Annotated in this window: 11 protein-coding genes; 5 read left to right on the top strand and 6 right to left on the bottom strand. The window is 47.1% G+C overall.

The features are described 5' to 3' along the window. The 4 genes from HA46_RS20190 to HA46_RS20205 all read right to left on the bottom strand — a co-directional run. On the bottom strand, nt 1–113 hold a 113-nt coding region (locus tag HA46_RS20190; RefSeq protein ID WP_143807693.1), incomplete at its 3' end, for an IS1 family transposase. A 28-nt stretch (nt 114–141) separates the two neighbouring features. Then, nucleotides 142–357 carry a hypothetical protein gene (locus HA46_RS20195; RefSeq protein WP_208857428.1) on the bottom strand — a complete coding sequence of 72 codons (216 nt, stop codon included), beginning with the start codon at nt 355–357 and terminating at the stop codon, nt 142–144. A 555-nt stretch (nt 358–912) separates the two neighbouring features. After that, complete coding sequence (locus tag HA46_RS20200) at nt 913–1,875, bottom strand: DNA-processing protein DprA (RefSeq protein WP_084886465.1); 963 nt, start codon at nt 1,873–1,875, stop codon at nt 913–915. Nucleotides 1,876–1,878: 3 nt separating this feature from the next. After that, complete coding sequence (locus HA46_RS20205; RefSeq protein WP_084886468.1) at nt 1,879–2,817, bottom strand: phosphoribosyltransferase; 939 nt, start codon at nt 2,815–2,817, stop codon at nt 1,879–1,881. A 622-nt stretch (nt 2,818–3,439) separates the two neighbouring features. Between HA46_RS20205 and HA46_RS20210 the strand changes: the two genes are divergently transcribed. Together HA46_RS20210 and HA46_RS20215 are read left to right on the top strand one after the other, a co-directional pair. Next, nucleotides 3,440–4,030 (top strand): hypothetical protein, encoded by a 591-nt coding sequence (locus tag HA46_RS20210; protein ID WP_084886471.1) that lies wholly within the window; start codon nt 3,440–3,442, stop codon nt 4,028–4,030. Nucleotides 4,031–4,094: 64 nt separating this feature from the next. Then, nucleotides 4,095–4,946, top strand: coding sequence for an LPD29 domain-containing protein (locus HA46_RS20215; RefSeq protein WP_084886474.1), 852 nt, complete (start codon nt 4,095–4,097; stop codon nt 4,944–4,946). 259 nt (nt 4,947–5,205) lie between these two features. Here the strand turns inward: HA46_RS20215 and HA46_RS20220 are convergent, their stop codons facing one another. Further along, complete coding sequence (locus HA46_RS20220) at nt 5,206–5,706, bottom strand: lytic transglycosylase domain-containing protein (RefSeq protein WP_084886477.1); 501 nt, start codon at nt 5,704–5,706, stop codon at nt 5,206–5,208. A 338-nt stretch (nt 5,707–6,044) separates the two neighbouring features. Here HA46_RS20220 and HA46_RS20225 point away from each other — a divergent pair, with 338 nt between their 5' ends. Next, nucleotides 6,045–6,446: a relaxosome protein TraM gene (locus tag HA46_RS20225; RefSeq protein WP_084886481.1), complete on the top strand. Its 402-nt coding sequence runs from the start codon at nt 6,045–6,047 to the stop codon at nt 6,444–6,446. 44 nt (nt 6,447–6,490) lie between these two features. Here HA46_RS20225 and HA46_RS20230 read toward each other — a convergent pair whose 3' ends face one another. Then, the gene (locus HA46_RS20230) at nt 6,491–7,315 is read right to left on the bottom strand and encodes a helix-turn-helix domain-containing protein (protein ID WP_143807694.1); all 825 of its coding nucleotides are present in this window, start codon (nt 7,313–7,315) and stop codon (nt 6,491–6,493) included. 451 nt (nt 7,316–7,766) lie between these two features. On the opposite strand from HA46_RS20230, the gene HA46_RS20240 reads away from it, so the two are divergent. Together HA46_RS20240 and HA46_RS20245 are read left to right on the top strand one after the other, a co-directional pair. Then, nucleotides 7,767–8,399, top strand: coding sequence for a conjugative transfer relaxase/helicase TraI domain-containing protein (locus tag HA46_RS20240; RefSeq protein WP_084886489.1), 633 nt, complete (start codon nt 7,767–7,769; stop codon nt 8,397–8,399). A gap of 5 nt (nt 8,400–8,404) precedes the next feature. Beyond that, complete coding sequence (locus tag HA46_RS20245) at nt 8,405–8,917, top strand: hypothetical protein (RefSeq protein WP_084886492.1); 513 nt, start codon at nt 8,405–8,407, stop codon at nt 8,915–8,917. Nucleotides 8,918–9,085: the final 168 nt, after the last annotated feature.

A 9,085-nucleotide genomic window follows, 5' to 3' on the forward strand; every position in this document is an offset into this window, starting at 1 on the left:
GTTTTACGGCAGTGAGAGCAGAGATAGCGCTGATGTCCGGCAGTACTTATACCGTTACGCACCACCCCGCCAGTAGCTGAACAGGAGGGACAGCTGATAGAAACAGAAGCCACTGGAGCACCTCAAAAACACCATCATACACTAAATCAGTAAGTTGGCAGCATCACCGATTTTTTTCTTAACAGCAATGTCATTACCGGTTGCCACGTTTCTTGTGTCGTCACTCCAGCGAAGGCGGGAAATCGTACTTTTTGAAAAGCCATAAGCGTCAAGGAAAGCGAAAATAAATTCTGATGGTTTAACGTTAGAACATGCCTGTTCCATAGATTCAATGATTTGGGCATGGGTGATGGCCATGTCACTACTCCTTGGGACATTCTTATTAATTATGAATTGAGAGATACATTCAATACCGGTTTGAGCAATGAGATTACGCTTAAAAAAACAAACTCTCTATACAAAACTCGGTTTTATCTACATAACGTTTTGATCCTAGAGATGCCCTACATAAGCAGTTCTACGGAGAATCCTGAATTCGTCATTACATGCCTACTTCCGCTTTTGGCACATAGCGGACATTAGTATCAACAGCCTGATGGCCCCCCTCCGGCTCCCCGGCATAGTCGGGTCGTCAAGCTTTACTGCGCTAACCGGCAGAGCCGGTAAGCTCCGCCAAATCCCTCCGGTTTTCGGGCCTGACGGCTAGGGTCTGATGGCAACGGCAGGTTTAAACGCAGAAGCTTAATTACGGTCAGCTATTAGCGAAAAGCGGACATTATCATTTGTCATTACCATCGGGATATATAACTAAAATTTATATAAAAATCGTTTGGGAATAGGTTAGTACCAGTTAACTGAAATTAGGCATTAGGTCAGATTTGTTAAAGGTATCTATCTAGCTGCCTATATTGATTAGTCAAAGAAAGAGGCTTGTTTTTTGTTGTTCTCCACACTTATTAAATTATGTATTTCATTTGATTTTAATTTCTGAGCGCCATTGGTTAACAATTGAGTAAACCCTGAATAAAAAGCAGCATCCTCACTACTTATAAATTTGTAATCTATAACATAAAGCTTTTTCATATTATATAGTGCGCTCATTGCTGCATGCATAGTTCCTCCATCTAAAGTGGTTTGTAAAACAATAGTTTTATCTGAAATGGCGCTTTGTAATCTATCCCTTTCAACTAGACTATACTTAGTTACACGTTCGCCGATCATAAGCTCAGACAGAAGAATACCACCCTTATCAACGATCATTTCGGATAACTTTGTACTCGTGGAAGGATAAATTTTATCGATGCCTTGTGGCAAAATAGCAGTTGTTTTTGCTTCTTTAGATACTGCGACCGAGTGGACTATTTCGTCACATCCTTTGGCCAAGCCGCTTATGATATTAAAATTATTATCCGAAAGAAATCCCGCTATATACTCTGCGGCTTTTTTTGTTTGGATTGTAGGATTTCTTGAGCCAATAACAGTAGCATTTTGGATATGGCTTAAACAATCAACATTCCCTTTGTAGAAGATAACTGTAGGGGCAATATTACCTCCACTTTTATTTTTTATGTTTTTTAATGACGTGGGGAAATTAACGTCATTATAACCAAGAGGAATGACACCACTACGATAACCTATGTCAATTTTTCTTTCTATTTCATTGTGTAGCTTAGCGCATCTCTCTCTGCTTTTCAGGAAATCTAAAGTTTCCAACTTAATAGACTTCATTTTTGAAGCGCTTAAAAAGAAGTCAATTATGTCGGCTACAGATTCATAACGGTCATCTTTATCCTGTCCAAAAAGTTTTAGTACTGTTTGGTTTCCCACATAAGGAACTGATTTTAAAAATAAAATATTTGAAGCAGTTAATCCCATAATTTAGTCCTCAATCAAAGCACTTTTTCTTCCAAGCATGCCCATTTTGATTCCATACTGATCATAAGTTTTACCAAGAAAAATAGCTGACACGACGTTTGCTCCGTTAAGTGTTAATTTAGATTCCATGGCTCGGAGAGTTTTCCCAGTGGTAAAAATGTCATCAAAAATTATTATATTCTTATTTTTTACTATTTCTTTAGGGAAATGGATGTGAGATAACTCACTTTCCGCAGTAATCTTCTCAATGTGTTTTGCTTTCCTATCCCAAAGATAGGATACATGCTGGAAAAAATTCATCATTCCACAAGATTTACAAACCTCTTCGCTAAAACGTGCATATCTTCTTTTATACTTTGCCTGTGTAGAAGCGGGAAGGCATACAAATACCGTTTCTTTTAGTGAGTCCTTGCTAAAACTATTTAACAAAACTGCTGCTATCTGTTTATGAATATTATTTGTCCTGTCATTCAATAATCCGTCTTTAAAGTTATAAATAATTTTTCTGTTTTCTTTGTTTTTTTCAGATATGTCAGTGTATTTCAATGGATAATAATTGTGTATGAAATAACATGGTAAGCCGTTAGAATCAAACGTATTGAAAGAAACAAATTTTTTATCTAAAATGCTGAGTATTTCTTCAAGGTTAACCGTTTGTCTTTCTTTTACTGCGAGAGGGAAGTCAATTTCTTTTTCTGTATTGGATGATGTGTCTTTTGATAGATCATTGATTCCCTTAAGTACGGGGTTCTCTTCTTTTTTTAGAGAATTTTCGAATGATTTTAATGATGCTTTATTTATTGTATTTTCATTCGGATCGATTTTCTTTAATTGAACCCTAGGGGTGATTTTCTTGATGTCATCAACTGAATTACTCTTGAAAAATGTTTCGTAAATACATGCTACAAAAATTATACCAATAATGAACAAAACTATTGTCATGGTGTTTTCCTTTGCTGTGTTTTAAAATTATCTAAAATTTTATCAATTTTTCATGTGGGAATTTTTAACATTTTTTCATATGGTAGTCACTAATTTTAATCTTCGTAACACTCCTAAATCACTTCTCCCCAATTAATTAACTACGCAAAGTGTTAGAACGGTCCGTTTCTGGCACAAAGCGGACGTCAGTATCAAAAAGCTGATGGCCCCCTCCGGCTCCCCGGCGTTGCCGGGTCGTCGAGCCCCACTGCGCTAACCGGCAGAGCCGGTAAGCTCCGCCGGACCGCGAAGCGTTCCGGGCCTGACGGCTAGGGTCTGATGGCGAACGGCCAGGTCAACCCCTTCAGCCGGCTGGCGCCGGCGCGTTCACTGGCCACATAAGGACGTGGCCGCTAAGGACGCCCGCGTTGCGGTCGGGTGTGTGCATGCTCATCTCCGGCGCGGTGGTCATGTTGCGGTACGTCCCACGCGGCGGGCGAATCCAGGCACCGTCATTCATCAGATACAAGGGTGAAGTGCACGCCTGCGGCGCCCTTGTATCTGCTGCCTGCCGTTGCTTCTCAGCCCTTTGCCGCGAGGAACTAACCGAAACATGAATTAACCACCTGACAGGAGAACCAGCATGCACACACAAAACGTCAACGTCGCCGCTTCAGAATCTCCCAAAACATGGGGTAACGGGCCAAAAATCTGCGTCAGCGCAAACGATCTGCGCACGCGCTGGCACACCACAAACGCAGATGGCAAAAACGTCACGCCGTCAGAGGGGAAGCATTACCCGGCGCGAAACGGCAGCTATGGTGTGGACGCGCTGCTGCTTGATGAAACAGATGTCATCGCGCTGATGGCTGCCGGACATACCGCGTTGCCCTGTCTGGCGAGTTCAGACGGAGGCATGACGGCGCTGTACGACCTGGGCGAAAACGCTGACGGGCGATACATCGTTGTCAGCCGTGGCCAGATCTTTTACCGCTCAGCTTCCTGGCAGGAGGCTCGCCGGGAATATATTCGTCGCGCCTCTGCGGTGAGGGCTGAAGAGGCAAAAGCATTTTTTGACCGCTTCCACGAAGCGAGTGACGCAGGGCTGGATTATTACCTGGCCAGTGACGTCGCACGCGGCGTTATCTCACTGGAAAATGCCCTGAACCCGGCAACTGAAAATCAGGCAACTACTGATACCGCTGATACCACTCTGAACGAGATCCCCTTCTGAAAACGTTGCGCGGCCTGTAAGGGCGGGCCGCTTTTTCGTCTCATCTGATTTAAGGAAAACTGAAATGAAAATGCACAATGCGCAGGCAGTGGTTATCGGTCAGGTTGTCAGCACAGTTCTTTACAATCGCGGGCGGGGCGTCGTGTTCGCCGTTCACGGCGAGCAGAAACCGGCATCAGTCGGGTCGCTTTCAGGCTGCGTATCTTATGGCGGTAATGCCACGTTTGATATTGCGTTTGAGAGCGGCGGAATATCTCGCGGCCTGCCGGAAAGTATCCTGCACGGAAAACAGTGGAGCATATTCTCGGAAATAAAAAGCGGGGAAGAAACGGCGCGTATTGTAAAACATGCCGAGTCGGAAGAACGCCGCAGGCAGCAGAAAAAAGAGGAGGAAGAGCGCCTTTATGCAGCTGAATGCGAGCGTTTAAAAACGGCACCGGAATATGCCGCGCTCTCGCACGGTAAAAACGGGGCCGTGCAGGTAACGTCTAATATTCGTAAGGAGCTGAAGGCCAGATTTGCAGGCTTTAATTTTTCCGTTCGCAAGCGAAGTTATGACAGCGTAAGCGTAAACTGGATTGACGGGCCGACAGAGGAAGAAGTAAAAGCCGTAACCGACAAGTACAAAGACAGTTATTTTGACGGCATGCAGGATATGTCCGTTTCCTGTGCCTCTCCTTTTAATCGCATTTATGGGGGCGTAGGCTACGTTTTTACCGATCGGAATTATTCGGACGGGATGAAGGGAAAGGCGGTGGACATGATCGCTAAAAAATATGGCGGCAGTCTGGAAGGTGAAGAAATAACGCTGGCGCGATTTAACGCCGGCGAGCTATACAGGGTCGGACGCGATTACTTCTGGCACAATCAGGGCGTGCAGGGTGAGATAAACCGAACGCTTGCGGAAATAAAATAAAAAACAGGGGGCCGCAGGGCTCCTTTTTTTGGCCGGATTTTATCCGTGACCGGTATTGAACCGGTGACGGATAAATGTAATCCATCGCAATGTCTGTACATGCGGTGCTTACGAAAAAAAGAGAAGTTACCTCTGTTACCCGTTCCCGGAATTGAGCCGGGGCGGGTAATTCTGCGCGCGGGCTTCGTTGCCGTCTTTAAACAAACGCAGCGCAGAGAGATAAAGCTGGGCTGCGCGCTTCGTCAGTATCTAAACCCGTTCAGCTGCTGAATGCCTTGCGTGGAATTCTACCTGACTTGATGGCCTTATAATGTTTATCAATCAGCATCGCATAGTTATAGCGGTTCGTTACGGTTACCGGCAGGTTTTTCATTCCCGCATTGTACATTCCCACCGCCAGCCACGTTGTGCCGTACTGATTGAAATTGCGGCGCAGCAGCATGGCGCCAATATAAATATTCAGACATGGCTCGCTGAGCAGCTTTTCTTTGCTGAGGCCCGGGTACTCTTTCTGTAAGCGGCGCATTGTGACCGAATTAATCTGCATGAGGCCGTAATCACTGCTGCCGGGCTTACCATCTTTCGTACGGTTGATATTAATGGCTCCCGGGTTATAGCGGGACTCCTGCCAGGCTATAGCGCGCAGATAGTCCGGATCGATGGAATACCATTCGCCGGCTTTAATAAAACAGTCCGCATTCACGCTGGCGGAAAAAATGCCTGTCGCCAGCAGGGCTGCAGCGTGGATGAATAAACGCATTGCGGCTCCTGATTTGAAAAGTTCGGAGGAGATGTCAGGCTCAATAATATCATAAGAGTTAGGTTTTTACACACCACTCGCAAATTTCTTTTTGCTGGTTAATGTATTTAAAATCAGCAACTTAGCTTTGAATCGTAGAAAATTTAATCTTATGGTTACTTACCAGAAGGTAACTCAGTGGAATCCTGAAGGTTTTTTATTGGTTACCATATGGTTACTCAGTTTTAAGCCGGATGTTACCCGATGGTTACCATAAAAAACGAGTCTGCACCCTTCCAGATTGTCTGGTCCGATGTGATGCTTACATATGTTAGTTAAAACGAGTGTGAGAAAAAAATATGAATGATGAAAATTCAGCTAAGCGTAACCGGGTTAACCTTACTATCCCTTTTTCACTGCTGGAAAAGATTGATGCGCACGTCGAAAAAAAACTGGAAGACGGTGAATCCCGTGATACGGCTAACAGATCAGCGTTCGTAATGGAAATGTTTAAACTCGGTTTACGAGTGCATGAAAACAAAATCAACAAGGATGCTTCAGAAAAAACGCTTGATCAGAAGCTGGAGCTCATTGCTAAAAATGCGCTGATGAATGGGTTCATTATCGACGCCATTTTCGGCATCATGAAGGAAACGGTTGATACTTCTAAAGTCGTCAGGAACGAAATGCTTCTTGATCCAGACTGGCCTAAAGAGATGAAGGAAAGAGTTGCCGGTAAATTACTGGAGTACTTTAGATAATTAATGCAAGCCTGATCTATCTGCGAATACATCAGGCTTCTTATTCAGGAGTCACCCTTCTCGTCTTTTCCATTGTCATCCTGCCTCAGTGCATCGGTTTCTCTTTTTAGCGCATCACGAATATAACGTCGTAGCGTCAGTGCATTAATTCCGTATTGTGTATAAACCTGCTTTCTTGTATGGCCGTCTCGTAAGACAGCATTAACTGCCTGATCGCGGTCGCGTTTAGACAGCACGTTACGGTTATCATACTTGACGCGCTTTTCCTTAATTTCAGGAGAGTCTTTCTTTTTGCTCCATGCGCGTTTAACCGTTGCAACCGTCACACCCAGTATATCGGCGGTTTGCTGTAGGGTTTTACCCTGCACGCGCAATCGTACCGCATAGTCTTTTAATTCTTCAGATATAACCCTGTAATCTTCATGCGTGCCAACGTACTTAATAAGCGTGTCGTTCGTGATGCTGTATTCAGTCAGAATATGCTTTCTGAGTATGCCCTGGCTTAACTTTACTTTTATCGACTCAACATCTTCTGGTGTCAGTTTTCTCTCATGCTCCCGAGGGATGATTTTCTGTCCGTCACGATCGGCTATTTTTTTAACGGCGTGATAGATGACTGCGCGAGATACTCCGCAGGCCTGCTCAATTTCTTCTATCGTCATTTTTGGCTCGGCATGATACATGCGTGAAATCAGCTCCCACTGCTTCCAGCGGTAATCCATTGCAGAGCTTCCCTTGCGCTTTTTTATTAGCTTGTAGACGTAAGATTCAGAACAGTTCTGTTCTTCACATATATCCCTGACGCGCCAGCCCAGCATCACACGCTCCATCACTTTATCTGCATCGGGCCCATATTTTTCTTTCAACACCTGTTTTGGTGGATTTACTTTTTTAGCGGATGTTGCGGATTTTGTACCGACCGGGGTGGTTTTTATTTTTGAGTGAATTATTTCCCCGGCTCAGTAAATATTGCATTTTCAAAGCTGTTCTTTATTTTTCTGGCGTGCCACAAGTTCACGTCGGGACGGGGAAGGGGGGCTAAGAAATCCGCATTAACCATTATCCATGCAGCCGGGTCGGCTACGTCTGAATATTGTCTCAACTGTGTGAGTGACCGTTCGGCCGCCGCCTGTAACTGCCTGGCCGGGACGCGATTTTTAATAAAAGCGAGCAGTGGAATGGTCACGAGCTGGCAGGCATAAAAGCGGGTTTCTCTGAAGCTAACCTCAAACCAGCCCGGGTCACGCATGTAATGAAGGAGGGCATCCGGCACGCACCTGGCGGACCGGGTCGATCAGGACCTTACGGCGGACGCGCTTTATGGCCGGGAAAGCGCCGGAAATGCTGTGGCCGGTTATCAACGAGCACGGCCGGCAGCGCGGGAACTGGCACGTTCCGGTGTCACCCTCCAGCGGAGAGGTAGACTTTTCAGCCGCCCACTATGAAGGGGCAGCGGACGGCAGCCGCATCGTGCTGCAGCGAGGGGAAAAGTACGGAAAGGTGCTGGAAGCCGCGGATGTCGCGGAGGCGCTGCAGCTGATGAAGGACAATCCGGAAAGCCCTGTTGTGCTCTCAGCTGACCACAGTGAACGTCCGGATGCCAGAGGCGCGTCGGCAGCAGCGACGTCGGGTGGGGAGGAGCTGGACCGCCGCGAAGCCGAGGCGCTGGAGAAAGCCGTTAAGGCCGCGCTGGGGCAGGAGGAGAAAGAGCCGGAGCCTGTTGCGCCTGAAGAGGCGCGGAGCGCACCGGACGAGCGGGAGAGCGAACGCGAGGCCGCACTGGCCGCCGCGCTGGAAGAGCTGCAGGAGGAGGCATTTGATTATCGCGACTACGACCTGACCCCGGAGCGGGACGACCGCGCCATGATGAACGATGAAGTGAACGTGATGCGCCACGAGCGCAGCGAACCCGAACCTGAGTTTGGCCATAAACCTCAAAAGACCCTGGAGTAGACCCTATGACATTACTGTTGATTGCGGCCACCGTGGCCGTTTGCCTGATGATGCTGATGGCCTGGCTGCCCGAGTTCCGGACAGAAGGCGCGCTGCTTCGCCGCTGGAGTAAGGGTGGTGGTGAGCCCCGCTGCAGTGAAACCGTGCAGAACGTGGTGGACGGCTTCATTGAGGATTTTTCCGCCACGCATAGCCTGACGGAGGCCGAAACGGCGCGCATCCGGGAGATGAAGACCCGCCCGGGCATGATGCCGGTGACCCTGCTGCTGCATCCGCAGCTGGTCACGCGTGAGAAGGGACGCTTTGGGCGTGGGCGCAACCTTACGTCCGTGTTTGTGGCGACAGGCGTAAGCGCGCTTATCATGCCGCCGCTGGCCGGTATGGCCATGCATAACATGAGTCTGTGGCTGCTGCCCTTTCTGAACACGGCGGTATTTTTTGCCGGCCTGCAGCTGCTGCGCTATGCGTATTCAGACCTGGGGCTGATGAACGTACTTGTCACAGGAAAAGCTGATTGAATAAAGGGTTGCCGTTCCGGTGCTTATGCGTATGGTTATAAGGTCTGGTGTACAGTTTAAAGGGAGGTTAACTGAGTGAAAGATGCAGAATTTAAGCGGAAAAGAAAAAAGGCCTATGCGCTGATGGCTGCAACCGGCGTGCGCAGAAACCAGAGTATCCCTGCTACC

Source organism: Pantoea septica (assembly GCF_002095575.1).
Lineage (GTDB): Bacteria > Pseudomonadota > Gammaproteobacteria > Enterobacterales > Enterobacteriaceae > Pantoea > Pantoea septica.